The organism is Phyllobacterium sp. 22229, from assembly GCF_052056495.1.
GTDB lineage: Bacteria > Pseudomonadota > Alphaproteobacteria > Rhizobiales > Rhizobiaceae > Phyllobacterium > Phyllobacterium myrsinacearum.
This window is the reverse complement of sequence record NZ_JBQEPA010000001.1, coordinates 321,216-342,642: the sequence shown is the minus strand read 5'-3', so window position 1 is coordinate 342,642 and position 21,427 is coordinate 321,216. Positions and strand designations below refer to the sequence as shown.

Genomic DNA, 21,427 nt, shown 5'->3' with positions numbered 1-21,427 from the left:
GCGACACGTTCTGGAGTTCATCTCAAACAGGGTTCGTTTTACGATCGAAATGCAATTTGCCGCTCGCATGAAGCTTACAAGGCTTCCTCTGCTTTTATTCGGGCAACCACCCTCGCGGTGGTTTAGTTGCCCGAATTCGTGCATGAGCATGGCGCTGAAACGGCCCTGACGGGCGAAGATACGAGATTTGTGCCGAAGCGCGTGCGCTTTGATACGCATTACCAAAGAGGGAAGGTTGAATGCCTACCGTAAACCAGTTGATCCGCAAGCCGCGCACTGCGCCGGTAAAGCGCAATAAAGTTCCTGCCCTGCAGGAAAACCCGCAGAAGCGCGGCGTTTGCACCCGCGTCTATACGACGACCCCGAAGAAGCCGAACTCGGCTCTGCGTAAGGTTGCCAAGGTGCGTCTGACGAATGGCTTCGAAGTGATCGGATACATTCCAGGTGAGGGCCACAACCTTCAGGAACACTCTGTCGTGATGATCCGCGGCGGCCGTGTCAAGGATTTGCCGGGCGTTCGTTATCACATCATCCGTGGTGTTCTCGATACGCAGGGCGTCAAGAACCGTAAGCAGCGCCGTTCCAAGTACGGTGCAAAGCGTCCGAAGTAAGATTTTCCGGGACTTTGGCCACCAGGTAGGTCAACCCGATGCAGATAAGAGACAAAAAGTATGTCCAGACGCCATAGTGCAGAAAAGCGTGAGATCAATCCCGATCCTAAGTTCGGCGATCTCGTTCTGACCAAGTTCATGAATGCAGTCATGCATCATGGCAAGAAGTCGATCGCTGAGCGTATCGTTTACGGTGCGCTTGAGTCGGTTGAAGCCAAGAGCAAGCAGGAGCCGGTTGCCCTGTTCCATCAGGCCCTCGACAATGTTGCGCCGCACGTCGAAGTGCGCTCGCGCCGTGTTGGTGGTGCAACATACCAGGTTCCGGTCGATGTTCGTCCAGAGCGTCGCCAGGCTCTTGCCATCCGTTGGCTGATCAATGCTGCCCGTGGCCGCAACGAGACCACGATGATTGATCGCCTGTCCGGCGAACTCCTGGATGCGGCAAACAACCGTGGCTCGGCTGTGAAGAAGCGTGAAGACACGCATCGCATGGCAGAAGCCAACCGCGCATTCTCGCATTACCGCTGGTAATCGTCGAAACCCTATTCTTGAAGGCACCATATCATGGCCCGCGAATATAAAATCGAAGACTACCGTAATTTCGGTATTATGGCGCACATCGACGCCGGCAAGACGACGACGACTGAGCGTATTCTCTATTACACCGGCAAGTCGCACAAAATCGGTGAAGTCCATGATGGCGCTGCAACCATGGATTGGATGGAGCAGGAACAGGAACGTGGCATCACGATCACGTCCGCTGCAACCACCACCTATTGGACCGGCCGCGATGGCAAGAAGCGTCGCTTCAACATCATCGACACACCAGGTCACGTCGACTTCACGATTGAAGTCGAGCGTTCGCTGCGCGTTCTCGACGGTGCGATTGCACTGCTCGATGCCAATGCCGGCGTAGAGCCGCAGACGGAAACCGTTTGGCGCCAGGCCGAGAAGTATCATGTCCCGCGCATGATCTTCGTCAACAAGATGGACAAGACCGGCGCCGATTTCGATCGCTGCGTTGAAATGGTCAAGACCCGTCTTGGTGCCAAGGCTGTTGTCATGCAGCTGCCGATCGGTGCAGAGACAGAATTCAAGGGCGTCGTCGATCTGATCGAAATGAAGGCTTTGGTCTGGCGTGATGAGCAGCTGGGTGCGCAGTGGGATGTCGTTGAGATCCCTGCTGATCTGCAAGCCAAGGCTGAAGAATACCGCGAAAAGCTGATCGAAGCTGCCGTTGAAGTCGATGAAGCTGCGATGGAAGCGTATCTGGAAGGCAACATGCCTGACAACGACGCTCTGCGCGCTCTGATCCGCACCGGCACCTGCCGCGTTGAATTCCACCCGGTATTCTGCGGTTCGGCCTTCAAGAACAAGGGCGTACAGCCTCTGCTCGACGGTGTTGTCGAATTCCTGCCTTCGCCGGTTGATGTTCCCGCGATCAAGGGTATCGACCCGAAGACCGATGGTGAAACAACCCGCAAGTCCTCGGATGAAGAGCCTCTGTCGATGCTCGCATTCAAGATCATGAACGATCCGTTCGTTGGTTCGCTGACTTTCTGCCGCATCTATTCCGGCAAGCTGACCAAGGGCGTTTCGCTCGACAACACAGTCAAGAACAAGCGCGAACGTATCGGCCGTATGCTGCAGATGCATTCCAACTCGCGTGAAGACATTGAAGAAGCGTTTGCCGGCGACATCGTTGCTCTGGCAGGCCTGAAAGAAACAACGACAGGTGACACGCTCTGCGATCCGCTGAAGCCGGTTATCCTGGAACGCATGGAATTCCCAGATCCGGTTATTGAAATCGCGATCGAGCCGAAGACCAAGGCCGACCAGGAAAAGATGGGCATTGCGCTGAACCGTCTTGCTGCTGAAGATCCTTCATTCCGCGTCAAGTCGGATGAAGAGTCGGGTCAGACAATCATCGCCGGCATGGGCGAACTTCATCTCGACATTCTCGTTGACCGTATGCGTCGCGAGTTCAAGGTCGAGGCGAATGTCGGTCAGCCGCAGGTTGCCTACCGTGAATCGATCACACGCAAGAAGGAACAGGACTACACCCACAAGAAGCAGTCGGGTGGTTCGGGTCAGTTCGCTCGTGTCAAGATCATCTTCGAACCCCACGATGGCGACGATTTCATCTTCGAATCGAAGATCGTCGGCGGCTCTGTACCGAAGGAATACATTCCGGGCGTTCAGAAGGGTATTGAAAGCGTCATGGGTGCGGGTCCGCTCGCAGGCTTCCCGATGCTCGGCGTGAAAGCCACGCTGATCGACGGTGCCTACCATGATGTCGACTCGTCGGTTCTGGCATTCGAAATCGCAGGCCGTGCGGCATTCCGCGAAGCTGCCCGCGAAGCCGGTGCCCAGCTGCTCGAGCCGATCATGAAGGTCGAAGTTGTAACGCCTGAAGATTATGTCGGTGACGTAATCGGCGATCTGAATTCACGTCGTGGTCAGATTTCGGGCACCGAAGCCCGTGGCATTGCTACGGTCGTCAATGCAAACGTGCCGCTGGCCAACATGTTTGGTTATGTGAACACGCTGCGTTCGATGAGCCAGGGTCGTGCACAGTACACGATGCAGTTTGATCACTACGAACCTGTTCCGACAGCAGTCGCGCAGGAAATTCAGAAGAAGTTTGCGTAACCGCTAACGGTTGCGCGTGACAGTTGAGTTAAGCCTGAGCAGGCGAACATATAACGGAGAGCTCAGATGGCTAAGAGCAAGTTTGAACGTAACAAGCCGCACGTCAACATCGGCACGATTGGTCACGTTGACCATGGCAAGACGTCGTTGACGGCAGCGATTACGAAGTATTTTGGTGAGTTCAAGGCGTACGACCAGATCGACGCTGCGCCGGAAGAAAAGGCGCGCGGCATCACCATTTCGACGGCGCACGTTGAGTATGAGACGGCAGCGCGCCACTACGCGCACGTCGATTGCCCCGGCCACGCCGACTATGTGAAGAACATGATCACCGGTGCGGCGCAGATGGACGGCGCGATCCTGGTTGTATCGGCTGCCGACGGCCCGATGCCGCAGACGCGCGAGCACATCCTGCTTGCCCGCCAGGTTGGCGTTCCGGCCATCGTGGTTTTCCTGAACAAGGTCGACCAGGTTGACGATGCCGAGCTTCTGGAACTGGTTGAACTGGAAGTGCGCGAACTTCTGTCGAAGTACGACTTCCCGGGCGACGATGTGCCGATCGTCAAGGGTTCGGCTCTGGCTGCGCTTGAAGACAGCAACAAGGAAATCGGCGAAGACGCGGTGCGCGCGCTGATGGCGGAAGTCGACAAGTACATTCCGACGCCGGAACGTCCGGTTGACCAGCCGTTCCTGATGCCGATCGAAGACGTGTTCTCGATCTCTGGCCGTGGTACGGTTGTGACGGGCCGCGTTGAACGCGGAATCGTCAAGGTCGGCGAAGAAGTTGAAATCATCGGCATCAAGCCGACGACGAAGACGACGGTGACCGGCGTTGAAATGTTCCGCAAGCTGCTCGACCAGGGCCAGGCAGGCGACAACATCGGCGCGCTGATCCGCGGCGTTGGCCGTGAAGACGTCGAGCGCGGCCAGATCCTGGCCAAGCCGGGTTCGGTCAAGCCGCACACGAAGTTCAAGGCAGAAGCCTATATCCTGACGAAGGACGAAGGTGGCCGTCATACGCCATTCTTCTCCAACTACCGTCCGCAGTTCTACTTCCGCACGACCGACGTGACGGGCGTGGTGACGCTGCCGGAAGGCACGGAAATGGTCATGCCCGGCGACAACATCTCGGTTGATGTGACGCTGATCGTGCCGATCGCAATGGAAGAGAAGCTGCGCTTCGCTATCCGTGAAGGTGGCCGCACCGTCGGTGCAGGCATCGTCGCTTCGATCATTGAATAATATTAAGGTTTTATGCAGAGGCGCCTGCTATAGGCGTCTCCGCTAAACAAGGAAAAGATGAAATGAACGGTCAAAACATCCGCATTCGCCTCAAGGCGTTTGATCATCGGATCCTTGACGATTCGACGCGGGAAATCGTGTCGACTGCCAAGCGTACCGGTGCCAATGTGCGCGGACCGATCCCGCTTCCTACACGGATCGAGAAGTTCACAGTAAACCGCTCGCCGCACATCGACAAGAAGAGCCGCGAACAGTTCGAGATGCGCACTCATAAGCGTCTTCTCGATATCGTAGACCCAACCCCGCAGACAGTAGACGCGCTGATGAAGCTCGATCTTTCCGCTGGTGTTGATGTCGAGATCAAGCTGTAAGGCTTGAGGACGGAAGGACGAACCGATGCGTTCAGGTGTAATTGCACAGAAGCTGGGCATGACTCGCGTCTACAATGACGCAGGCGAGCATGTACCTGTGACAGTTCTTCGTATGGAGAATTGCCATGTCGTGGCTCAGCGTACAGTCGAGAAGAATGGCTACACAGCTGTTCAGCTCGGTGTTGGACTGGCCAAAGTAAAGAATACAACGCAGGCATTGCGCGGTCATTTCGCGAAGGCCTCCGTTGAGCCAAAGGCGAAAGTGGCTGAGTTCCGCGTTTCTGCCGACAACCTTCTGGATGTCGGTGTTGAGATCACGGCCGAGCATTTCGTTGCTGGTCAGAAGGTTGATGTGACGGGTACGTCGATCGGTAAAGGTTTTGCCGGTTCGATGAAGCGCCACAACTTCGGTGGTCACCGCGCCACACACGGTAACTCGGTAACACACCGCGCTCACGGTTCGACCGGTCAGCGCCAGGATCCGGGTAAAGTGTTCAAGGGCAAGAAGATGGCCGGTCACATGGGTCAGACCCGCGTGACGACCCAGAACATCGAAGTTGTTTCGACGGATCTGGATCGTGGTCTCATTCTCGTTCGTGGTGCTGTTCCTGGCTCCAAGGGTGCATGGATCCTGGTACGCGATGCCGTCAAGGTAGCGCTGCCGGCAACTGCCCCCAAGCCAGCTGGTGTTCGCCAGGCCGCAAACGCCGCAGCAGCTGTGTCTGATGCAGAAGTAGCTCAGACGACTGAGGGAGCCGTATAATGGATCTCACGATTACAACACTTGAAGGCAAGGACGCCGGCAAGGTGAAGCTCTCGGAAGAGATCTTCGGTCTTGAGCCACGCGACGACATCCTTCAGCGCATGGTCCGTTACCAGCTCGCCCGCAAGCAGCAGGGAACGCACAAGGCAAAGGGCCGTTCGGAAATCGCACGCACCGGCGCCAAGATGTACAAGCAGAAGGGTACGGGCCGCGCCCGTCACCATTCGGCACGTGCTCCGCAGTTCCGCGGCGGTGGTAAGGCGCATGGTCCGGTTGTTCACAGCCATGATCATGACCTGCCGAAGAAGGTTCGCGCTCTTGCGCTCCGTCACGCCCTGTCGGCCAAGGTAAAGGCTTCCGAACTCATCATCATCGATGAGCTGGCCGCTACCGAAGCCAAGACAAAGGTACTTGTTTCGCAGTTCGCCAAGCTGGGCTTCGAAAATGCGCTTCTCATCGGCGGTGCCGAGATTGATGCGAATTTCCGCCGCGCTGCTTCGAACATCCCGAACATCGATGTTCTGCCGATCCAGGGCATCAATGTTTATGACATTCTGCGTCGCGGCAAGCTCGTGCTTTCCAAGGCTGCAGTTGAAGCTCTCGAGGAGCGTTTCAAATGACCGATCTTCGCCATTACGACGTGATCGTCAGCCCGGTCATCACCGAAAAGTCGACCCTGGTTTCCGAACATAACCAGGTCGTCTTCAACGTGGCCCGCAAGGCAACGAAGCCGGAAATCAAGGCTGCAGTCGAAGCGCTGTTTCGCGTGAAGGTAACTGCAGTCAACACAACTGTGCGCAAGGGCAAGGTGAAGCGGTTCCGCGGCATCGTCGGGCGCCAGAGTGATGTCAAGAAAGCAATCGTGACGCTTGCCGAAGGGCAGTCGATCGATGTTTCGACTGGTCTCTGAGGGGCCGTGGAGTAAAGACAATGGCACTCAAACATTATAATCCAACCACACCAAGCCAGCGTCAGCTGGTCATCGTGGACCGTTCGGAGCTCTACAAGGGCAAGCCTGTGAAGGCTCTGACCGAGGGTCTGTCGTCAAAGGGTGGTCGTAACAACTCCGGTCGCGTCACTGCACGCTACCAGGGTGGTGGTCACAAGCGCACATACCGCTTCGTTGATTTCAAGCGCCGCAAGCATGACGTGGCTGCCAAGGTTGAACGCCTTGAATACGATCCGAACCGGACCGCATTCATTGCTCTCATCCGCTACGAAGACGGCGAGCTGAGCTACATCCTGGCTCCGCAGCGTCTGGCTGTTGGCGACAGCGTTATCGCTGGCGCACAGACCGACGTGAAGCCAGGCAATGCGATGCCATTGTCGTCGATCCCGGTCGGCACCATCATCCACAATGTGGAGATGAAGCCAGGCAAGGGCGGTCAGATCGCCCGTTCCGCCGGTACCTATGCGCAGCTCGTCGGCCGCGACCAGGGCATGGCCATCCTTCGCCTGAATTCAGGTGAACAGCGCCTCGTCCACGGTTCGTGCTTCGCTACGGTCGGTGCAGTATCCAATCCCGACCATGGCAATATCAGCCTTGGTAAGGCAGGCCGCAGTCGTTGGCTTGGCAAGCGTCCGCACGTTCGCGGTGTTGCCATGAACCCGGTTGATCACCCGCACGGTGGTGGTGAAGGTCGTACGTCAGGTGGTCGTCATCCTGTTTCTCCGTGGGGCAAGCCCACGAAGGGCAAGAAGACGCGCTCCAACAAGTCGACGGACAAGTTCATCGCTCGTTCGCGTCATCAGCGCAAGAAGTAAGAGAGGTAGTCTGAAATGGCTCGTTCAGTTTGGAAAGGCCCGTTCATCGATGGCTATCTTCTCAAGAAGGCTGAGAAGGTACGTGAGGGCGGTCGCAGTGAAGTTATCAAGATCTGGAGCCGTCGCTCCACGATCCTGCCACAGTTCGTCGGTCTGACCTTCGGCGTGTACAATGGTAACAAGCATGTGCCGGTTTCGGTCAACGAAGAGATGATCGGACACAAGTTTGGTGAATTCGCTCCGACGCGTACCTATTACGGTCACGGCGCGGACAAGAAAGCGAAGAGGAAATAAAGATGGGCAAGGCTAAGGCTCCGCGCCAGCTTAAGGACAACGAGGCGAAAGCCGTTGCCCGTACGCTCCGTATCAGCCCTCAGAAGCTAAATCTGGTGGCTGCTCTGATCCGTGGCAAGAAGGTTAACGCCGCTCTTGCCGATCTGGAATTTTCGCGCAAGCGGATTGCAGGGACGGTGAAAAAGACTCTCGAATCAGCTATCGCCAACGCAGAGAACAACCATGACCTGGATGTTGATGCTCTGGTTGTTGCTGAAGCCTACGTTGGCAAGTCAATCGTGATGAAGCGTTTCCATGTTCGTGGCCGCGGTCGTGCAAGCCGGATCGAGAAGCCATTCTCGCATCTGACGATCGTTGTCCGCGAAGCTGAGGAAAAAGGGGAGGCCGCATAATGGGCCAGAAGATTAATCCGGTTGGCTTCCGCCTTGGCATCAACCGGACCTGGGACTCGCGTTGGTACGCGAACACAGGTGAATACGGCAAGCTGCTGCATGAAGACCTGAAGATCCGCAAGTATCTGATGGATGAGCTGAAGCAGGCTGCCATTTCCAAGGTGGTGATCGAGCGTCCGCACAAGAAGTGCCGGGTGACGATCCATGCTGCACGTCCAGGTCTGATCATCGGCAAGAAGGGCGCCGATATCGAGAAGCTGCGCCGCAAGCTGTCAGAAATGACAAATGCGGAAACAGCGCTCAATATCGTTGAAGTCCGCAAGCCGGAAACAGACGCAGTCCTGGTTGCGCAGTCCATCGCTCAGCAGCTGGAACGCCGCGTTGCATTCCGCCGTGCCATGAAGCGTGCCGTTCAGTCGGCCATGCGTCTTGGTGCAGAAGGCATTCGTATCAATTGCTCGGGTCGTCTCGGCGGCGCGGAAATTGCGCGTATGGAATGGTACCGTGAAGGTCGCGTGCCTTTGCATACACTTCGTGCCGACATCGACTACGGAACTGCTGAAGCACACACCGCCTACGGCATCTGCGGCGTCAAGGTCTGGGTATTCAAGGGCGAGATCCTTGAGCATGACCCAATGGCCTCCGAACGCCGCGCTGTTGAAGGTGATGGTCATCAGGGTCAGAACCGTCGCCGCGAAAACGCTTAAAATAGCGTCTTTCCGGAAAGAGAATTTTGGAGTAGAGAACAATGCTGCAGCCTAAGCGCACAAAGTTCCGCAAGCAGTTCAAGGGCCGTATCCACGGCGCGTCGAAAGGCGGCACGGATCTTAATTTTGGTGCTTTCGGCCTGAAGGCCCTCGAGCCGAACCGCGTTACCGCGCGTGAGATCGAAGCCGCTCGCCGTGCAATTACCCGTCACATGAAACGTGCCGGCCGTGTGTGGATCCGGATTTTCCCGGATGTGCCCGTAACATCGAAGCCTACCGAAGTCCGCATGGGTAAAGGTAAGGGTTCCGTGGACTACTGGGCATCTCGTGTAGCACCAGGCCGCGTCATGTTTGAACTCGACGGCGTTCCGGAAGACGTGGCTCGTGAGGCTCTTCGCCTTGGTGCTGCCAAGCTTTCGGTCAAGACGCGCTTTATTCAGCGCATCGCAGAATAAGGGGTGGATGCTATGAAATCCGCAGAAGTCCGGGCCTTGAGCCTCGATCAGTTGAATGAAGAGTTGGCTACGCTGAAGAAAGAGCAGTTCAACCTGCGCTTCCAGAAGGCGACTGGCCAGTTGGAAAAAACCGCACGTGTCCGGCAGATCCGCCGTGATATCGCGCGCATCAAGACAGTCGCCCGCCAGAAAGCGGTCGAGAGCAAGGCTTAAGGAAGAAAACCATGCCTAAACGCATTCTGCAGGGCGTTGTCGTCAGCGACAAAAACGACAAGACCGTCGTGGTCAAGGTCGAGCGGCGCTATTCGCACCCGCTCCTCCAGAAGACTGTGCGCCAGTCCAAGAAGTACAAGGCGCACGACGAGAATAACCAGTTCAAGGTCGGCGATGCCGTTTCCATCCAGGAATCGAAGCCGATTTCGAAAGACAAGCGTTGGGTTGTCGTTACAGACGCCCCAGCAAGTTAATATTAATATCTGTATGTAAGTACGCAACAATCGCGAGGGGCAAGGAAAGCCCAGTCCGGTTGAACAAGAAGAAGGCGGCTAGTCATGATTCAGATGCAAACAAACCTCGACGTCGCGGATAATTCCGGCGCACGTCGTGTCATGTGCATCAAGGTGCTGGGCGGCTCGAAGCGGAAATATGCTTCGGTCGGCGACATTATTGTCGTTTCGATCAAGGAAGCAATTCCGCGCGGCCGTGTTAAAAAAGGTGACGTGATGAAGGCGGTGGTTGTTCGTACCGCCAAGGATATCCGTCGCGCGGATGGGAGCGTGATTCGTTTCGACAAGAACGCCGCCGTCCTGATCGACAACAAGAAAGAGCCTATCGGCACGCGTATCTTCGGACCGGTTCCGCGCGAACTCCGCGCAAAGAGCCACATGAAGATCATCTCGCTGGCTCCAGAAGTACTCTAAAGGAGCAGACGATGCAGAAGATCCGTAAAGGCGACCGCGTTGTCGTTCTTGCTGGTAAGGACAAGGGCCGTACCGGCGAAGTAATCAAAGTTTTGCCGAAGGACGAGCAGGCGCTCGTTCGCGGCGTTAATGTTGTCAAGCGTCACCAGAAGCAGACACAGACCCAGGAAGCCGGCATCATTTCGAAAGAAGCGCCGCTCCATCTGTCGAACCTCGCGATCGCCGACCCCAAGGATGGCAAGCCGACCCGCGTTGGCTTCAAGGTTCTTGAAGACGGCAAGAAGGTACGTGTAGCAAAGCGCTCAGGAGACCTGATCGATGGCTAATACCAGTGCAAAGATCGAACCACGCTTGAAGAAGCAGTACCTGGAAGTGGTACGCAAGGACCTTCTCGAGCAGTTCAAATATGACAATGAGATGCAGATCCCGCGCATCACCAAGATTGTCATCAACATGGGCGTTGGTGAAGCGACAGCTGATTCCAAGAAGCCGAGTGTCGCAGCTGAAGATCTGGCATTGATTGCTGGTCAGAAGCCGGTTATTACCCGGGCGCGTAATTCGATCGCTACCTTCAAGGTGCGTGAGAATATGCCGATCGGCACGAAGGTCACCCTTCGTAAAGAGCGCATGTATGAATTCCTGGATCGCCTGATCACGATCGCGCTGCCGCGCGTTCGAGATTTCCGTGGTCTGAACCCGAAGAGCTTTGACGGTCGTGGCAATTTCGCCATGGGCATCAAGGAACACATCGTGTTCCCGGAGATCAACTACGATAAGGTTGATCAGATCTGGGGCATGGACATCATCGTTTGCACGACTGCAAAGACGGATGATGAAGCCCGCGCTCTCCTGCGCGCCTTCAACTTCCCCTTCCGCCAGTAACGGCAAGCGTAGCGAGGTATTTGAAATGGCAAAGACTAGCGCAGTCGAAAAGAACAAGCGCCGTGGTTTGCTCGTCAAGCAGTATGCTGCAAAGCGTGCACGTTTGAAGGCAATCGTGATGGACCAGTCGCTTCCGCTGGACGAGCGCTTCCGCGCGACGATCCAGCTGGCAGAACTGCCACGGAATTCGACCAAGGTTCGCATTCGCAATCGTTGCGAAGTATCCGGTCGTCCACGCGGTTATTACCGCAAACTGAAAATGTCGCGTATCGCATTGCGCCAGCTGGGTTCGCTCGGCCAGGTGCCCGGCGTCGTGAAGTCGAGCTGGTAAGGGAGAAGACGGATGTCTATGACAGATCCTCTCGGCGATATGCTGACACGTATCCGCAACGCCATCATGCGCAAGAAGGGCAAGGTTTCTACACCTGCTTCCAAGCTGCGCGCCCGCGTTCTGGATGTTCTGCAGTCTGAAGGTTATATCCGCGGGTACAGCCAGGTTGATTTCGAGAACGGCAAGTCCGAGATCGAAATCGAGCTGAAGTACTTTGAAAACGTACCGGTGATCCGTGAGATCACCCGTATTTCGAAGCCAGGCCGTCGCGTTTACGTTTCGGTCAAGTCGATCCCGCAGGTTGCTAACGGTCTTGGTATTTCAATCCTGTCGACGCCGAAGGGCGTGATGGCAGACCACGAGGCACGTGAACAGAATGTCGGCGGCGAATTGCTCTGCCGTATATTCTAATCGCTGGCTGGAAAAGGTTTGAAAAATGTCTCGTATCGGTAAAAAACCAGTGGCAGTCCCGCCAGGCGTAACAGCCAGCGTTGACGGCCAGACCATCAAGGCCAAGGGCCCCAAGGGTGAACTGAGCTTTGTCGCCAACGACGAAGTTCTGGTCAAGTTCGAAGATAATGCCGTTCGCGTTGATCCGCGTGACAGCAGCAAGACCGCCCGGTCGAAGTGGGGCATGAGCCGCACGATGATCGTCAACATCTTCACGGGTGTTAAGGACGGTTTTGAAAAGCGCCTTGAGATCAACGGGGTTGGTTATCGTGCGGCCATGCAGGGCAAGAACCTGCAGCTGTCGCTCGGTTTCAGCCACGAAGTGATCTATGACGTACCAGCTGGCATCACAGTTGCTGTACCGAAGCCGACGGAAATCGTCGTCACGGGCATCGACAAGCAGCAGGTCGGCCAGGTCGCCGCTGAGATCCGCGAATATCGTGGTCCAGAACCCTACAAGGGCAAGGGCGTTAAATATGCGGGCGAGAAGATCGTTCGCAAAGAAGGTAAGAAGAAGTAAGGAATTCGTGTCATGGCATCGCCGAAAGAAATTATTCAGCGTCGCGCTGCGCGTGTTCGCCGCCAGCTCAAGGCGGTTGCCGGTGACCGTCCGCGGCTCAGCGTCCACCGTTCTTCAAAGAATATCTATGCGCAGATCATCGACGATGCGCGTGGACATACAATTGCATCCGCATCGACACTTGACCTTGACCTGAAGGGTCAGCTCAAGACCGGTGCAGACCAGGGTGCAGCAGCACTCGTCGGCAAGCTCGTTGCAGAGCGCGCTGTCAAGGCTGGCATCAAGGAAGTTGTCTTCGATCGTGGCGCCTATATTTACCACGGCCGTGTAAAGGCACTTGCTGAAGCTGCTCGCGAAGCTGGTCTCAGCTTCTAAGGCAAGACATCCGAAATCCGGAACTGCAGGAGCTTGTCTCCTGCAAGCCGGATTTCGTCACTATCATTCGTGCTACCGGAAAAGAAAAAGGAATTAGGAGCATGGCACAGGAAAAACGGAACCGCGAGGATCGCGGTCGCAACGAAGAGCGCGATAGCGAATTCGTTGACAAGCTTGTTCACATCAACCGCGTCGCCAAGGTCGTCAAGGGCGGCCGGCGTTTTGGTTTCGCAGCTCTCGTCGTCGTTGGCGACCAGAAGGGCCGCGTTGGCTTCGGTCATGGCAAGGCGCGCGAAGTGCCGGAAGCCATCCGCAAGGCAACCGAATCCGCCAAGCGCGAAATGATTTTCGTACCGCTGCGTTCGGGCCGTACCCTTCATCACGATGTTGAAGGCCGTCATGGCGCCGGCAAGGTTCTGCTTCGTGCAGCCACAGCTGGTACAGGTATCATCGCCGGCGGTCCAATGCGCGCTGTCTTCGAGACACTGGGCGTACAGGACGTTGTTGCCAAGTCGCTTGGCTCGTCGAACCCGTACAACATGGTTCGTGCGACATTCGATGCCTTGAAGCACCAGATGCACCCCAAGGACATCGCTGCCCAGCGCGGTATCAAGTACTCCACACTGCAGGCTCGTCGCCGCGACGTGGTCGGTTCGGAAGAATAGGCCAGAAGCTGGCGCAGCAGGGCAGGGATCTCGATCCCGCTAGCTGTAGACTAAAGGATATAAGTCATGGTTGAGAAGAAGAAGGGTAAGACGGTTACGGTCGAACAGATCGGCAGCCCTATCCGCCGTCCGGCAGAACAGCGCGCAACGCTGATCGGCCTGGGCCTCAATAAGATGCATCGTCGCCGGGTTCTGGAAGATACACCTTCCGTCCGTGGCATGATTGCAAAGGTTCAGCATCTCGTCCGCGTTGTGGACGAGGCTTAAGAACTCCGGAGATTGATCAAATGAAACTCAATGATCTGAGTGAAAACCCAGGCGCCACCAAAGCCCGCAAGCGCGTTGGCCGCGGTATCGGCTCCGGCTCCGGCAAGACCGCTGGCCGCGGTGTGAAGGGCCAGAAGTCGCGTTCCGGCGTTGCCATCAACGGCTTCGAAGGCGGCCAGATGCCGGTTTACCGTCGCTTGCCAAAGCGCGGCTTTACCAACATCTTCATGAAGAACTTCAATGAAGTATCGGTTGGCCGTATCCAGACTGCCATCGACGCCAAGAAGCTCGATGCCAAGGTTGCGATTACGATTGAAACCCTGAAGGCTGCCGGTGTTATCCGCCGCGCCAAGGACGGCGTTCGTCTGCTGTCCGGTGGTGATATCACAACCGCGGTAACGATTGAAGTTGCCGGTGCCTCCAAGGCCGCGATCGAAAAGATCGAAAAGGCTGGCGGTTCGGTCAAGCTTCCTGCTGTTGCAGCGGCTGCAGAATAATTCTATTGAATGAGCGGCGGCCCTCCGGGTCGCCGCTTGTATCTTGTCTTCCCCGATCATATTTACCAAAACAATCCCGCATCATTCTTTTGGTAAATATGATGGGTAAATCTTAGTGTTGATGCATTCCTTGACGTTTTGGGAAAGCACGGCGCAGTAACGGCACATATCTGGGTAGGACCGTCAGTGCCTGACGGGCGCAGACCGGAGACTACTTATGGCATCAGCCGCTGAACAGCTCGCCTCCAATCTTAATTTCTCTGCTTTTTCCAAAGCCGAAGAGCTTAAAAAGCGCATCTGGTTTACACTTGGCGCATTGCTGGTTTACCGGCTCGGCACCTACATCCCGCTTCCGGGTATCAATCTTGCCGCCTATGCCCAGGCCTTCAACCACCAGGCGCAGGGCATCCTCGGCATGTTCAACATGTTCGCCGGCGGCGCCGTGGCCCGTATGGCGATTTTCGCCCTGGGCATCATGCCCTACATCTCCGCATCGATCATCGTTCAGCTGATGACGTCGGTCATCCCGGCTCTGGAGCAGCTGAAGAAGGACGGAGAGCAGGGCCGCAAGGTCATCAATCAGTATACGCGCTACGGCACGGTGCTTCTGGCAACGGTGCAGGCCTATGCGATTGCCGTTGGCCTGCAGGGAAGCCAGGGTATCGTAACCAATCCCGGACCATTCTTCCTGTTTTCCACCGTCATCACGCTTGTCGGCGGAACCATGTTCCTGATGTGGCTGGGCGAGCAGATTACGGCACGCGGTATCGGCAACGGTATTTCGCTGATCATCTTCTCCGGCATTGTCGCCAACCTGCCGCAGGCGATTTCCGGCACGCTGGAACTCGGCCGTACCGGCGCTCTGTCGACGCCCGTTATTCTGGCGATCATCATCCTGACCATCGCCGTCATCGGTATCATCGTGTTCGTGGAACGTGCGCAGCGCCGCCTTCTGATCCAGTATCCGAAGCGCCAGGTCGGCAACCGCATGTTCCAGGGCGATACATCGCACCTGCCGCTGAAGCTCAACACCGCAGGCGTTATTCCGCCGATCTTCGCATCCTCGCTGCTGCTGCTGCCTGCAACTATTGCCGGTTTCGCACGGAACGAGAACCTTCCGGGCTGGGCAACGACGATCCTGTCTTCGCTTGGTCACGGCCAGCCGCTGTACATGGCATCCTATGCGGCGATGATCGTGTTCTTTGCCTTCTTCTATACGGCACTCGTCTTCAATCCGAAGGACACGGCCGACCAATTGAAGAAGCACTCCGGCTTTATTCCCGGCATTCGCCCCGGCGAGCGCACGGCGGAATATATCGACTACGTTCTGACCCGCATTACGGTTCTTGGCGCAGCCTATCTCGTGTTGATCTGCATGCTGCCGGAGTTCCTGATTTCCTGGGCTGGCGTTCCTTTCTATCTCGGCGGTACGTCGCTGCTGATTGTCGTGAGCGTCACGCTCGATACGGTTGCACAGATCCAGGGTCACCTGATCGCGCATCAATATGAGGGGCTTATCAAGAAGTCTAAGCTCCGTGGAGGGAAGCGGAACAGATGAGATTAATACTTCTCGGACCACCGGGGGCAGGTAAGGGAACTCAGTCTCAGCGCTTGGTAGAAAAACTAGGGATACCGCAGCTCTCCACCGGGGACATGTTGCGGGACGCAGTCAAAGCCGGAACCGATGTCGGTTTGCGCGCCAAGGCTGTGATGGATGCCGGCAAGCTGGTATCCGATGAAATTGTCAATGCGATCGTTTCCGAGCGCATTGACCAGCCCGATGCGGCCAATGGCTTCATTCTCGACGGTTACCCGCGGACGCTTGTCCAGGCGGATGCCGTTGAACAGATGCTGTCGGACAAGGGCTTTGAGCTGGATTGTGTCATTGAGCTTGAGGTCGACGACAATGTGCTCGTCGAGCGGATATCCGGACGGTATACCTGCGCCAAATGCGGCACGGGTTATCATGACACCAACAAGCAGCCCAAAGTACCGGGTGTGTGCGACAAATGCGGATCGACGGAATTCAAGCGGCGTCCTGATGACAATGCTGAAACGGTCCGCACGCGGCTTGAGGCCTACTACAAGCAGACATCGCCCCTGATCGGCTATTACTACGCCAAGGGCAAGCTGAAGAAGGTCGATGGCATGGCAGACTTCGAAGAAGTCACCAAATCGATCGAAAAGATTTTGGCGGAACTTTAGTTTCCGACAAAAATGTACGGGAGGAGTTGACTTTTCGGAGCGATTCCTTCAAAGACGGCGGAAATTCGCTTGGATATGAAGCGATCGGCGCCGATCCGGTAAAGCAGGTTCGGGGCTGATCGTTTGTGTTTGTCCCGGATATCATTTTCATCCCGTCATCTGGCCGGTCGCGTTGACTGCCCAGCTCTGCCGGTTAACAAGGAGAACAGACGTGGCTCGTATTGCTGGCGTCAACATCCCGACGAACAAGCGCGTTGTTATCGCGCTTCAGTACATTCACGGGATTGGTCAAAAGTTTGCACAGGAAATCGTCGAGAAAGTCGGCATTCCTGCGGAGCGTCGTGTCAATCAGTTGACCGATGCCGAAGTCTTGCAGATTCGTGAAACGATCGACCGCGATTACCACGTTGAGGGTGATCTGCGTCGTGAAGTTTCGATGAACATCAAGCGTCTGATGGATCTGGGCTGCTACCGCGGTCTGCGTCATCGCCGCTCCCTGCCGGTTCGCGGCCAGCGTACGCATACCAATGCGCGTACCCGCAAGGGTCCTGCCAAGGCAATCGCCGGCAAGAAGAAGTAAGAATTGGTGGGTGGTGAGTAGTAAGCAGTGAGTGATGGCAGCAGCCAGTTAATCATTCACTGCTTACTACTCACCACTCGCTACTGGTGGAGCCTCTGGAAATACGGAGGCGTCGAGATCAACTGAAAGGACTACTATGGCCAAGGAAGCCACACGCGTTCGCCGTCGCGAGCGTAAAAATATTTCGTCGGGCGTTGCCCACGTTAATTCGACATTCAACAACACGATGATCACCATCACGGATGCGCAGGGCAATGCGATTGCCTGGTCCTCCGCCGGTGCGCAGGGCTTCAAGGGTTCGCGTAAATCCACGCCTTTCGCTGCACAGATGGCTGCTGAAGATTGTGCCAAGAAGGCACAGGAACATGGCATGCGTTCGCTCGAAGTTGAAGTTTGCGGACCGGGCTCCGGCCGTGAATCGGCTCTGCGCGCGCTCCAGGCTGCTGGTTTCACGATCACGTCGATCCGCGATGTGACCCCGATCCCGCACAATGGCTGCCGCCCGCGCAAGCGTCGCCGCGTCTAATCTGTTTCGACAAGATTTGGCCGCATGAGCTGATTTTCAGCTCCTCTGCGGTTTCCACGCTTCATTGCCACGATTGGATGGTGGCAAGGCAAGGATAGGGAAAAACTAGATGATCCAGAAAAACTGGCAAGAACTGATCAAGCCGAACAAGGTCGAGTTCCAGACCTCCGGCTCGAAGACAAAGGCAACGGTCGTCGCCGAGCCGCTTGAACGCGGTTTCGGCTTGACGCTCGGCAATGCTCTGCGCCGTGTGCTCCTGTCTTCGCTGCGCGGCGCTGCCGTGACTGCCGTACAGATCGATGGCGTTCTGCATGAATTCTCGTCGATCCCCGGCGTTCGCGAAGATGTGACGGATATCGTCCTGAACATCAAGGAAATCGCGATCCACATGGAAAGCGACGGTCCCAAGCGCATGGTCGTGCGCAAGGAAGGCCCAGGCGTTGTAACGGCTGGCGACATTCAGACGGTTGGCGATATCGAAATCCTCAATCCGGATCACGTTATCTGCACGCTGGACGAAGGCGCTGAAATCCGCATGGAATTCACCGTCAACACCGGCAAGGGCTACGTCCCGGCTGACCGCAACCGTGCGGAAGATGCACCGATCGGCCTGATCCCGGTTGACAGCCTCTATTCGCCGGTCCGCAAGGTATCGTACAAGATCGAAAACACCCGCGAGGGACAAGTTCTCGATTATGACAAGCTGATTTTGCAGATCGAGACCGATGGTTCGATCTCGGGTGAAGATGCCGTTGCCTATGCAGCACGCATCCTGCAGGACCAGCTGGCGATTTTCGTCAACTTTGACGAGCCGCAGAAGGAAGTACAGCAGGAACAGGTCACTGAACTTGCGTTCAATCCGGCTCTGCTCAAGAAGGTCGACGAACTCGAACTTTCCGTACGCTCGGCAAACTGCCTGAAGAATGATAATATCGTCTATATCGGCGATCTTATTCAGAAGACAGAAGCAGAAATGCTGCGCACACCGAACTTTGGTCGCAAGTCGCTGAACGAAATCAAGGAAGTTCTGGCTTCCATGGGTCTCCATCTCGGTATGGAAGTCCCGTCCTGGCCGCCAGAAAACATTGAAGATCTCGCGAAGCGTTACGAAGATCAATATTAATCCGGGCTTTGCCCGACAACCAAGCCCGGGCAATGAGCCCGAACTGAGAAATTGAAGGAGAAGGCTCATGCGCCACGGTAATTCAGGCCGCAAGCTTAACCGGACTGCCAGCCATCGTAAGGCGATGTTTGCCAATATGGCTGCATCATTGATTGAGCATGAGCAGATCGTTACAACGCTGCCCAAGGCCAAGGAAATTCGTCCCATCGTTGAAAAGCTTGTCACACTCGGCAAGCGCGGTGACCTGCACGCCCGTCGTCAGGCCATTTCGGCGATCCGCGATGCCAAGCTCGTAGCAAAGCTGTTTGACACGCTTGCTCCGCGCTATGGTCAGCGCAATGGCGGTTACATCCGCATCATGAAGGCCGGCTTCCGCACCGGTGACAATGCACCGCTGGCCGTTGTCGAATTCGTTGATCGTGATGTCAGCGCCAAGGGTTCCAAGGATCTGGCCCGCGTTGCTGCCGAACAGGCAAGCGAAGCCGAAGCCGCATAATCCAGCGCTTTTGCATCGATGATTTTGGGACAGGGGCCTTTGCGGGCCCCTTTTCTGTTTTGCTCGACTTTCGCATCGTTGAAATTGCGCTGTATTGACTATATATGACTAGTTAAATGGTCAGGAGAGTCAAATGAGCACAGTCAACCTTGTTGAAGCAAAGGCGCATCTGAGCGAGTTGATTGATCAGGTCGAAGCGGGAGAGACGGTGCAGATTTTGCGCCGGGGTAAACTGGTGGCCCAACTGGTGCCAGCTGGCGTGCCGCGCAAGCCGATCGATATGGCGGCATTGCGGCTGCTCACGGAAGATATGCCGGAACAGCCGGTCTCCAGCGGCGACTTTGTCCGCGAGATGCGTGATCAAGACCGCTATTGATGCTTTACCTCGACACATCCGTTCTCGTCGCCGCGCTGACGCTGGAAAGCCAGACGGCGCGCGTGCTCGACTGGCTTGCAAGTCAGCAAGCGGAGAAACTGGCTGTCAGTGATTGGACCATCACCGAGTTCTCATCAGCCTTGTCACTCAAGGTGCGTACAGGGCAACTGCAGTCGCCGCATCGCAACAGGTCCCTTGCTGCCTTTCATCGCCTTGTCAGCGAATCCCTTGAAACGCTGCCGGTCACCGGATTGATGTTTCGATCCGCCGCGCAGATGGCAGATCGGCACGTGTCGGGGATCAGAGCTGGCGATGCACTCCATCTGGCGGTTGCTATTCATTACGGCGCCACCATCTATACTCTGGACCGCAAATTTGCCGAAGCGGGCGAGACTATGGGTGCAATGACAAGGCTGCTTTGAATGTCTCAAATTTGCTTTGTTTCGTGGCTGGTATCCGCGTTGAAATTCAGCACATTGGGTTAACAGGTTTTACTGATTCATCAGTTCGGGAGATCGACATGAGTTGTTCCAAAATCGCGCAATCCGCCCGGGCGCTGCTCGTCACCTCGGCCCTCGTTTCCGCGATGATCGTACCGGTCCATGCGCAAACGGCCGCCGATACGGCAAAGCAGGCTCCGGCATCGCGGGTGGAGGCGCAATTGTCGTTTGCACCGCTCGTCAAACAGACGGCCGGAGCAGTTGTGAACGTCTATGCGGCGCGGGAAGTGCAGCAGCGTTCGCCCTTTGCCGGTGACCCGTTTTTCGAGCAGTTCTTTGGCGGCCAGTTCAATGGCCCGCCGCGCATCCAGTCGTCGCTCGGTTCCGGCGTTATTGTAGATGCTTCGGGCATCGTGGTCACCAACAACCACGTTATCCGCGATGCGGAAACGGTCAAGATTGCCCTCTCGGATGGCCGCGAGTTTGAATCGCGCATTCTCCTGAAGGATGAATCGACGGATCTTGCCATCCTCAAGATCGAAGCTGGAGAAAAGTTGCCGATCCTGCCGCTGGCGGATTCCGATAAGGTTGAAGTGGGGGATCTGGTGCTGGCCATCGGCAATCCCTTCGGCGTGGGCCAGACCGTCACCAGCGGCATCGTCTCGGCGCAGGCGCGTACCCGGGTGGGGATTTCCGATTTCGATTTCTTCATCCAGACCGATGCGGCGATCAATCCCGGCAATTCTGGCGGCGCACTGATCGGCATGGACGGCAAGCTTGTCGGCATCAACACGGCAATCTTTTCCAAGTCCGGCGGTTCGGTGGGCATCGGTTTCGCCATCCCCTCGAACATGGTGCGGGCCGTGGTTGAAGCCGCAAAGCAGGGCAGCGACAAGTTCGAGCGCCCCTATATCGGCGCAACCTTCCAGAACGTGACATCCGATGTGGCGGAAGGGCTGGGGATGAAACAGCCCTATGGTGCGCTTGTCACCAATATTGCCAAGGATGGACCGGCGGAGAAAGGCGGGCTGCAGGTTGGCGACGTCATTCTGGCGGTGGATGATTTCCGCATCGAGAATTTCGATGGCCTTGGCTACCGCCTGTCGACAGCCGGGATCGGCAAAACCGTCAAACTCAATGTTTTGAGCCGGTCGCAGGAGAAGGTGATTTCCCTTGTTCTGGAAAAGCCGAGGCCGGATGATCCCGCCAACAAGTCGGTGATCCAGGGCAACAATCCGCTTTCCGGCGCGCAGGTGATCACGCTCACGCCGAGCAGCGCAGAACGATTGCATCTGCCGCCGCAAACGGCCGGCGTCGCAGTGGACAAGATTTTCGCCAATACACCGGCCGCGCGCATCGGCCTGCAGCCCGGCGACATCGTGCGCAGGGTCAATGGGCGTGATATTGCAACCGCCGCCGATCTGGCTGCTGTGATGGCCACCAAGCCGGTCCTGTGGCGTTTTGAATTCGAACGGGATGGTGCAATCATCCGGCAGATCATTCGATAGATGAGGCGCATAGGA

34 protein-coding genes are annotated in these 21,427 nt (G+C 56.4%); all 34 read left to right on the top strand.

All coding sequences use genetic code 11. The features are described from left to right. Positions 1–239 precede the first annotated feature (239 nt). The 34 genes from rpsL to ACTJJ7_RS01605 all read left to right on the top strand — a co-directional run bounded on the left by rpsL (position 240) and on the right by ACTJJ7_RS01605 (position 21,412). Positions 240–611, top strand: coding sequence for a 30S ribosomal protein S12 (gene rpsL, locus ACTJJ7_RS01770; RefSeq protein WP_008121760.1), 372 nt, complete (start codon positions 240–242; stop codon positions 609–611). Between the two features lie 60 nt (positions 612–671). After that, complete coding sequence (rpsG, locus tag ACTJJ7_RS01765; protein WP_105732683.1) at positions 672–1,142, top strand: 30S ribosomal protein S7; 471 nt, start codon at positions 672–674, stop codon at positions 1,140–1,142. Between the two features lie 33 nt (positions 1,143–1,175). Beyond that, complete coding sequence (gene fusA, locus ACTJJ7_RS01760) at positions 1,176–3,263, top strand: elongation factor G (protein WP_105732684.1); 2,088 nt, start codon at positions 1,176–1,178, stop codon at positions 3,261–3,263. 66 nt (positions 3,264–3,329) lie between these two features. Beyond that, the gene (gene tuf / locus ACTJJ7_RS01755) at positions 3,330–4,505 is read left to right on the top strand and encodes an elongation factor Tu (RefSeq protein WP_105732669.1); all 1,176 of its coding nucleotides are present in this window, start codon (positions 3,330–3,332) and stop codon (positions 4,503–4,505) included. 62 nt (positions 4,506–4,567) lie between these two features. Further along, positions 4,568–4,876: a 30S ribosomal protein S10 gene (gene rpsJ / locus ACTJJ7_RS01750; protein WP_008124902.1), complete on the top strand. Its 309-nt coding sequence runs from the start codon at positions 4,568–4,570 to the stop codon at positions 4,874–4,876. Between the two features lie 25 nt (positions 4,877–4,901). Further along, a complete protein-coding gene (gene rplC, locus ACTJJ7_RS01745; RefSeq protein ID WP_105732685.1) occupies positions 4,902–5,639 on the top strand; it encodes a 50S ribosomal protein L3 in 738 nt (245 codons plus the stop codon). Continuing rightward, positions 5,639–6,259, top strand: coding sequence for a 50S ribosomal protein L4 (gene rplD / locus ACTJJ7_RS01740; RefSeq protein ID WP_105732686.1), 621 nt, complete (start codon positions 5,639–5,641; stop codon positions 6,257–6,259). Before rplC ends, rplD begins: the two co-directional genes overlap by 1 nt. Beyond that, a complete protein-coding gene (locus ACTJJ7_RS01735; protein WP_105732687.1) occupies positions 6,256–6,549 on the top strand; it encodes a 50S ribosomal protein L23 in 294 nt (97 codons plus the stop codon). Before rplD ends, ACTJJ7_RS01735 begins: the two co-directional genes overlap by 4 nt. A 20-nt stretch (positions 6,550–6,569) precedes the next feature. Further along, on the top strand, positions 6,570–7,403 hold the full coding sequence (gene rplB / locus ACTJJ7_RS01730) for a 50S ribosomal protein L2 (RefSeq protein WP_105732688.1): 834 nt from the start codon (positions 6,570–6,572) through the stop codon (positions 7,401–7,403). Between the two features lie 15 nt (positions 7,404–7,418). Beyond that, positions 7,419–7,697, top strand: coding sequence for a 30S ribosomal protein S19 (gene rpsS, locus ACTJJ7_RS01725; RefSeq protein ID WP_008124912.1), 279 nt, complete (start codon positions 7,419–7,421; stop codon positions 7,695–7,697). Between the two features lie 2 nt (positions 7,698–7,699). Beyond that, positions 7,700–8,089 carry a 50S ribosomal protein L22 gene (gene rplV / locus ACTJJ7_RS01720; RefSeq protein ID WP_008124914.1) on the top strand — a complete coding sequence of 130 codons (390 nt, stop codon included), beginning with the start codon at positions 7,700–7,702 and terminating at the stop codon, positions 8,087–8,089. Next, positions 8,089–8,796: a 30S ribosomal protein S3 gene (rpsC, locus tag ACTJJ7_RS01715; RefSeq protein WP_105732689.1), complete on the top strand. Its 708-nt coding sequence runs from the start codon at positions 8,089–8,091 to the stop codon at positions 8,794–8,796. Before rplV ends, rpsC begins: the two co-directional genes overlap by 1 nt. 41 nt (positions 8,797–8,837) lie before the next feature. Further along, the gene (gene rplP, locus ACTJJ7_RS01710) at positions 8,838–9,251 is read left to right on the top strand and encodes a 50S ribosomal protein L16 (protein ID WP_091877000.1); all 414 of its coding nucleotides are present in this window, start codon (positions 8,838–8,840) and stop codon (positions 9,249–9,251) included. A 12-nt stretch (positions 9,252–9,263) separates the two neighbouring features. After that, a complete protein-coding gene (rpmC, locus tag ACTJJ7_RS01705; protein ID WP_105732690.1) occupies positions 9,264–9,464 on the top strand; it encodes a 50S ribosomal protein L29 in 201 nt (66 codons plus the stop codon). 11 nt (positions 9,465–9,475) lie between these two features. Then, the gene (gene rpsQ, locus ACTJJ7_RS01700; RefSeq protein ID WP_099999158.1) at positions 9,476–9,718 is read left to right on the top strand and encodes a 30S ribosomal protein S17; all 243 of its coding nucleotides are present in this window, start codon (positions 9,476–9,478) and stop codon (positions 9,716–9,718) included. An 84-nt stretch (positions 9,719–9,802) separates the two neighbouring features. Further along, entirely contained in the window at positions 9,803–10,171 is a 369-nt protein-coding gene (rplN, locus tag ACTJJ7_RS01695) for a 50S ribosomal protein L14 (protein WP_008124924.1), read from the top strand. An 11-nt stretch (positions 10,172–10,182) separates the two neighbouring features. Next, positions 10,183–10,497, top strand: coding sequence for a 50S ribosomal protein L24 (gene rplX / locus ACTJJ7_RS01690; protein WP_105732691.1), 315 nt, complete (start codon positions 10,183–10,185; stop codon positions 10,495–10,497). Beyond that, positions 10,490–11,053 carry a 50S ribosomal protein L5 gene (gene rplE / locus ACTJJ7_RS01685; protein ID WP_105732692.1) on the top strand — a complete coding sequence of 188 codons (564 nt, stop codon included), beginning with the start codon at positions 10,490–10,492 and terminating at the stop codon, positions 11,051–11,053. Before rplX ends, rplE begins: the two co-directional genes overlap by 8 nt. 25 nt (positions 11,054–11,078) lie before the next feature. Continuing rightward, complete coding sequence (rpsN, locus tag ACTJJ7_RS01680; RefSeq protein WP_105732693.1) at positions 11,079–11,384, top strand: 30S ribosomal protein S14; 306 nt, start codon at positions 11,079–11,081, stop codon at positions 11,382–11,384. A gap of 12 nt (positions 11,385–11,396) precedes the next feature. Then, positions 11,397–11,795, top strand: coding sequence for a 30S ribosomal protein S8 (rpsH, locus tag ACTJJ7_RS01675; RefSeq protein WP_091876988.1), 399 nt, complete (start codon positions 11,397–11,399; stop codon positions 11,793–11,795). Between the two features lie 25 nt (positions 11,796–11,820). Then, positions 11,821–12,354 carry a 50S ribosomal protein L6 gene (rplF, locus tag ACTJJ7_RS01670; protein WP_105732694.1) on the top strand — a complete coding sequence of 178 codons (534 nt, stop codon included), beginning with the start codon at positions 11,821–11,823 and terminating at the stop codon, positions 12,352–12,354. A 12-nt stretch (positions 12,355–12,366) separates the two neighbouring features. Further along, complete coding sequence (gene rplR / locus ACTJJ7_RS01665) at positions 12,367–12,729, top strand: 50S ribosomal protein L18 (protein ID WP_105732695.1); 363 nt, start codon at positions 12,367–12,369, stop codon at positions 12,727–12,729. Between the two features lie 101 nt (positions 12,730–12,830). Beyond that, a complete protein-coding gene (rpsE, locus tag ACTJJ7_RS01660; RefSeq protein WP_105732696.1) occupies positions 12,831–13,394 on the top strand; it encodes a 30S ribosomal protein S5 in 564 nt (187 codons plus the stop codon). Between the two features lie 66 nt (positions 13,395–13,460). Continuing rightward, positions 13,461–13,661, top strand: a complete 201-nt coding sequence (rpmD, locus tag ACTJJ7_RS01655) for a 50S ribosomal protein L30 (RefSeq protein ID WP_105732697.1) — start codon at positions 13,461–13,463, stop codon at positions 13,659–13,661. A gap of 20 nt (positions 13,662–13,681) precedes the next feature. Continuing rightward, positions 13,682–14,158 (top strand): 50S ribosomal protein L15, encoded by a 477-nt coding sequence (gene rplO, locus ACTJJ7_RS01650; RefSeq protein ID WP_105732698.1) that lies wholly within the window; start codon positions 13,682–13,684, stop codon positions 14,156–14,158. Between the two features lie 217 nt (positions 14,159–14,375). Next, the gene (gene secY / locus ACTJJ7_RS01645) at positions 14,376–15,716 is read left to right on the top strand and encodes a preprotein translocase subunit SecY (protein ID WP_130269410.1); all 1,341 of its coding nucleotides are present in this window, start codon (positions 14,376–14,378) and stop codon (positions 15,714–15,716) included. Continuing rightward, entirely contained in the window at positions 15,713–16,363 is a 651-nt protein-coding gene (locus tag ACTJJ7_RS01640) for an adenylate kinase (protein ID WP_105732700.1), read from the top strand. Before secY ends, ACTJJ7_RS01640 begins: the two co-directional genes overlap by 4 nt. Positions 16,364–16,574: 211 nt before the next feature. Next, on the top strand, positions 16,575–16,943 hold the full coding sequence (gene rpsM / locus ACTJJ7_RS01635; protein WP_008124949.1) for a 30S ribosomal protein S13: 369 nt from the start codon (positions 16,575–16,577) through the stop codon (positions 16,941–16,943). Between the two features lie 136 nt (positions 16,944–17,079). Beyond that, positions 17,080–17,469: a 30S ribosomal protein S11 gene (gene rpsK / locus ACTJJ7_RS01630; protein ID WP_008124952.1), complete on the top strand. Its 390-nt coding sequence runs from the start codon at positions 17,080–17,082 to the stop codon at positions 17,467–17,469. Positions 17,470–17,578: 109 nt separating this feature from the next. After that, positions 17,579–18,592, top strand: coding sequence for a DNA-directed RNA polymerase subunit alpha (locus tag ACTJJ7_RS01625; protein WP_105732701.1), 1,014 nt, complete (start codon positions 17,579–17,581; stop codon positions 18,590–18,592). Positions 18,593–18,659: 67 nt separating this feature from the next. Further along, positions 18,660–19,088, top strand: a complete 429-nt coding sequence (gene rplQ / locus ACTJJ7_RS01620; RefSeq protein ID WP_091876971.1) for a 50S ribosomal protein L17 — start codon at positions 18,660–18,662, stop codon at positions 19,086–19,088. 133 nt (positions 19,089–19,221) lie between these two features. Further along, positions 19,222–19,464, top strand: a complete 243-nt coding sequence (locus ACTJJ7_RS01615; RefSeq protein ID WP_440964978.1) for a type II toxin-antitoxin system Phd/YefM family antitoxin — start codon at positions 19,222–19,224, stop codon at positions 19,462–19,464. Next, the gene (locus tag ACTJJ7_RS01610; protein ID WP_440964977.1) at positions 19,464–19,886 is read left to right on the top strand and encodes a type II toxin-antitoxin system VapC family toxin; all 423 of its coding nucleotides are present in this window, start codon (positions 19,464–19,466) and stop codon (positions 19,884–19,886) included. The genes ACTJJ7_RS01615 and ACTJJ7_RS01610 overlap by 1 nt, the downstream gene beginning before the upstream one ends. Before the next feature lie 98 nt (positions 19,887–19,984). Next, on the top strand, positions 19,985–21,412 hold the full coding sequence (locus ACTJJ7_RS01605) for a DegQ family serine endoprotease (protein WP_105732704.1): 1,428 nt from the start codon (positions 19,985–19,987) through the stop codon (positions 21,410–21,412). The last annotated feature ends 15 nt before the right edge of the window (positions 21,413–21,427 follow it).

Excerpts from the sequence above, each read along its gene's own strand:
- tuf (WP_105732669.1), top strand. The coding sequence starts at position 3,330 with ATGGCTAAGAGCAAGTTTGAACGTAACAAGCCGCACGTCAACATCGGC.
- ACTJJ7_RS01640 (WP_105732700.1), top strand. The coding sequence starts at position 15,713 with ATGAGATTAATACTTCTCGGACCACCGGGGGCAGGTAAGGGAACTCAG.
- rplF (WP_105732694.1), top strand. The coding sequence starts at position 11,821 with ATGTCTCGTATCGGTAAAAAACCAGTGGCAGTCCCGCCAGGCGTAACA.
- rplQ (WP_091876971.1), top strand. The coding sequence starts at position 18,660 with ATGCGCCACGGTAATTCAGGCCGCAAGCTTAACCGGACTGCCAGCCAT.
- rplR (WP_105732695.1), top strand. The coding sequence starts at position 12,367 with ATGGCATCGCCGAAAGAAATTATTCAGCGTCGCGCTGCGCGTGTTCGC.
- rpmD (WP_105732697.1), top strand. The coding sequence starts at position 13,461 with ATGGTTGAGAAGAAGAAGGGTAAGACGGTTACGGTCGAACAGATCGGC.
- ACTJJ7_RS01605 (WP_105732704.1), top strand. The coding sequence starts at position 19,985 with ATGAGTTGTTCCAAAATCGCGCAATCCGCCCGGGCGCTGCTCGTCACC.
- rplB (WP_105732688.1), top strand. The coding sequence starts at position 6,570 with ATGGCACTCAAACATTATAATCCAACCACACCAAGCCAGCGTCAGCTG.
- rpsE (WP_105732696.1), top strand. The coding sequence starts at position 12,831 with ATGGCACAGGAAAAACGGAACCGCGAGGATCGCGGTCGCAACGAAGAG.
- rpsH (WP_091876988.1), top strand. The coding sequence starts at position 11,397 with ATGTCTATGACAGATCCTCTCGGCGATATGCTGACACGTATCCGCAAC.
- rpmC (WP_105732690.1), top strand. The coding sequence starts at position 9,264 with ATGAAATCCGCAGAAGTCCGGGCCTTGAGCCTCGATCAGTTGAATGAA.
- rplE (WP_105732692.1), top strand. The coding sequence starts at position 10,490 with ATGGCTAATACCAGTGCAAAGATCGAACCACGCTTGAAGAAGCAGTAC.
- fusA (WP_105732684.1), top strand. The coding sequence starts at position 1,176 with ATGGCCCGCGAATATAAAATCGAAGACTACCGTAATTTCGGTATTATG.
- rplV (WP_008124914.1), top strand. The coding sequence starts at position 7,700 with ATGGGCAAGGCTAAGGCTCCGCGCCAGCTTAAGGACAACGAGGCGAAA.
- ACTJJ7_RS01610 (WP_440964977.1), top strand. The coding sequence starts at position 19,464 with ATGCTTTACCTCGACACATCCGTTCTCGTCGCCGCGCTGACGCTGGAA.
- rplO (WP_105732698.1), top strand. The coding sequence starts at position 13,682 with ATGAAACTCAATGATCTGAGTGAAAACCCAGGCGCCACCAAAGCCCGC.
- secY (WP_130269410.1), top strand. The coding sequence starts at position 14,376 with ATGGCATCAGCCGCTGAACAGCTCGCCTCCAATCTTAATTTCTCTGCT.
- rpsJ (WP_008124902.1), top strand. The coding sequence starts at position 4,568 with ATGAACGGTCAAAACATCCGCATTCGCCTCAAGGCGTTTGATCATCGG.
- ACTJJ7_RS01615 (WP_440964978.1), top strand. The coding sequence starts at position 19,222 with ATGAGCACAGTCAACCTTGTTGAAGCAAAGGCGCATCTGAGCGAGTTG.
- rplX (WP_105732691.1), top strand. The coding sequence starts at position 10,183 with ATGCAGAAGATCCGTAAAGGCGACCGCGTTGTCGTTCTTGCTGGTAAG.
- rplP (WP_091877000.1), top strand. The coding sequence starts at position 8,838 with ATGCTGCAGCCTAAGCGCACAAAGTTCCGCAAGCAGTTCAAGGGCCGT.
- rpsQ (WP_099999158.1), top strand. The coding sequence starts at position 9,476 with ATGCCTAAACGCATTCTGCAGGGCGTTGTCGTCAGCGACAAAAACGAC.
- ACTJJ7_RS01625 (WP_105732701.1), top strand. The coding sequence starts at position 17,579 with ATGATCCAGAAAAACTGGCAAGAACTGATCAAGCCGAACAAGGTCGAG.
- rplN (WP_008124924.1), top strand. The coding sequence starts at position 9,803 with ATGATTCAGATGCAAACAAACCTCGACGTCGCGGATAATTCCGGCGCA.
- rpsC (WP_105732689.1), top strand. The coding sequence starts at position 8,089 with ATGGGCCAGAAGATTAATCCGGTTGGCTTCCGCCTTGGCATCAACCGG.
- rpsN (WP_105732693.1), top strand. The coding sequence starts at position 11,079 with ATGGCAAAGACTAGCGCAGTCGAAAAGAACAAGCGCCGTGGTTTGCTC.
- rpsS (WP_008124912.1), top strand. The coding sequence starts at position 7,419 with ATGGCTCGTTCAGTTTGGAAAGGCCCGTTCATCGATGGCTATCTTCTC.
- rpsG (WP_105732683.1), top strand. The coding sequence starts at position 672 with ATGTCCAGACGCCATAGTGCAGAAAAGCGTGAGATCAATCCCGATCCT.
- rplD (WP_105732686.1), top strand. The coding sequence starts at position 5,639 with ATGGATCTCACGATTACAACACTTGAAGGCAAGGACGCCGGCAAGGTG.
- rplC (WP_105732685.1), top strand. The coding sequence starts at position 4,902 with ATGCGTTCAGGTGTAATTGCACAGAAGCTGGGCATGACTCGCGTCTAC.
- ACTJJ7_RS01735 (WP_105732687.1), top strand. The coding sequence starts at position 6,256 with ATGACCGATCTTCGCCATTACGACGTGATCGTCAGCCCGGTCATCACC.
- rpsK (WP_008124952.1), top strand. The coding sequence starts at position 17,080 with ATGGCCAAGGAAGCCACACGCGTTCGCCGTCGCGAGCGTAAAAATATT.
- rpsL (WP_008121760.1), top strand. The coding sequence starts at position 240 with ATGCCTACCGTAAACCAGTTGATCCGCAAGCCGCGCACTGCGCCGGTA.